Origin of the sequence: Xenorhabdus bovienii (assembly GCF_024721015.1) — a bacterium.
Classification (GTDB): domain Bacteria; phylum Pseudomonadota; class Gammaproteobacteria; order Enterobacterales; family Enterobacteriaceae; genus Xenorhabdus; species Xenorhabdus bovienii.
The window spans coordinates 1-1768 of the sequence record NZ_JANAIF010000190.1; the positions used below are offsets into that span (position 1 = coordinate 1).

Below are 1768 nucleotides of genomic sequence, written 5' to 3' on the forward strand. Positions count from 1 at the left end.
CCGACATTCCGCACCACTTTCAGGAATAAAATGATTCATAGGGTTGCCCCAATATTTTCAGCAGTTCATTTTGATACACCTGTATTCCCGTCACCATACGGTGTTCCTGAAACTCGAAAGTACTAATCCCTTCGAAGGTCAAAAACACCCAACGCGCCGTGGGAGATTGGGTGGGTTTACCTTTCATATCGGGATAGAACGGGGCATTTTGCTTCAGTCCGGTGCGGATTTTATGCTCCAGTGCAGCATAAACCATTAAACTGCATGTCATTATCATTAATAACGCTTCGATGCGTTCTGGCTTTTTCAAATAAATCGCTGAAGTCAGAAACTCCGGACTTTTCAGGAAACGGAAACCCCGCTCGACTTTTTGTTGCGCTTTGTAATTAGCCAGCAGAGTTTCCATATTCAGCGCCTTATCGTCCATTTCATTCGTCGCCAGAATGAACATGCCGACTTTGAGGCGGGCATAAGCCACTTTCCCCAGTTGGCTGTAGACCGAGGCAGAAAGCTGATAATGAACACTATCGGGATGTTGACCTTTAGCCGGGCGGCCTCGCCCCTTATGCACCTCGATTTTTTGAACTTTGGGGGCCTCAATGCCGATAAACTGGCATTCTGCTTCGAAGTCACACAATGCCTGCAAAGCATCTTCACCACAGGGAAACGACTTTTTGCTGAGTTTTTCGAACTGTTTCAGTTCTTTTTCCGTCGAAATCCGCGTATTTTTCCTGAAAGTCTGATGTTCACACTGCATCGCCGCTTCACTGTTGACCAGTAACCAGCGCTGTGGAACGCCCCCGTAGCAAGATTCAATCCAATGACCGGCATAACCTTCTGTAACCGGTTGTAACTGGTCGGTATTAACCGTCAGCAGGTGCTGTTTCGCCTCTTTAATGGTTAACGGAACCCGGGTAATAAATTTTTGATTTTGTTGATGAAGTGAGGCCAGTGTCTCTTGGGTATAAAGCGCGGCATCGGCAATCAGATAACGGCTGTTTTGGGCCGCTTTCAGGCAGCCAATGTGATGTTTCGTCGTCTCTGCAAACGCTTTGGTGTCGTTGGTGTTTCCGCTCATCGCCTGCATGTATACGGGGATCCCCGCCTGATTTTCACAGATAAGTTGCAGCACAACCTGATTCAGGTCAGGACGGTGATCACGACTGTAACCACGCACCAAAACGAGGCGTTTTGTCTCGTCATCATCGGGGAGTTTGTACTCACCATCCACGTGAAAACTCGTGATATCAAGGTGAACGGAATCGGATTTTAATGCCAATTTATCAATAACCCGCTCAGCGATAACCTGATAAATTTCAGAGACACCGCAGTCAAACAAAGCGTCCAGCGTGCGGCCGAGCACATCATCATTGAGGTGTTCAGCCATAATTCCCACCCCAATCAGGCGTTCAACGGGTTTGTGCTTAAAAAAATCAGGGCACATATGGAGCGTTCGACTGTGGAAACCCAACCCATTGAGGATCATCGCTAAAAGAGCCTCGCCATGAGAAACCGTATGCTCTGCATATTTAGGCAAAATAGCATCAATCATGCGGGGTAAACCGATCTCATGGCAAAAAGCGGCGACAAGGCCGAGGTGATCGAGACGTTTGATGGCAGGTTCAGAGAGAGACATGTTGGGCTTCCGGTAAATAGAAGTAATAGATCAAAACCGAAGATTGCCGTCAATCTGATTTGAGGAGTAAATCAACAAAGCGTGCGGCAAATCACATGATTTTTAAATCAGGAATGAGGTGCGGAATGACGG

The 1768-nt window shown here is 47.3% G+C and carries 1 protein-coding gene; it reads right to left on the minus strand.

Annotation, left to right across the window (positions count from 1 at the left end; translation table 11 throughout):
• Positions 1-19 precede the first annotated feature (19 nt).
• Entirely contained in the window at positions 20-1636 is a 1617-nt protein-coding gene (locus NXS07_RS19810) for an IS1634 family transposase (RefSeq protein ID WP_038209388.1), read from the minus strand.
• Positions 1637-1768 lie beyond the last annotated feature (132 nt).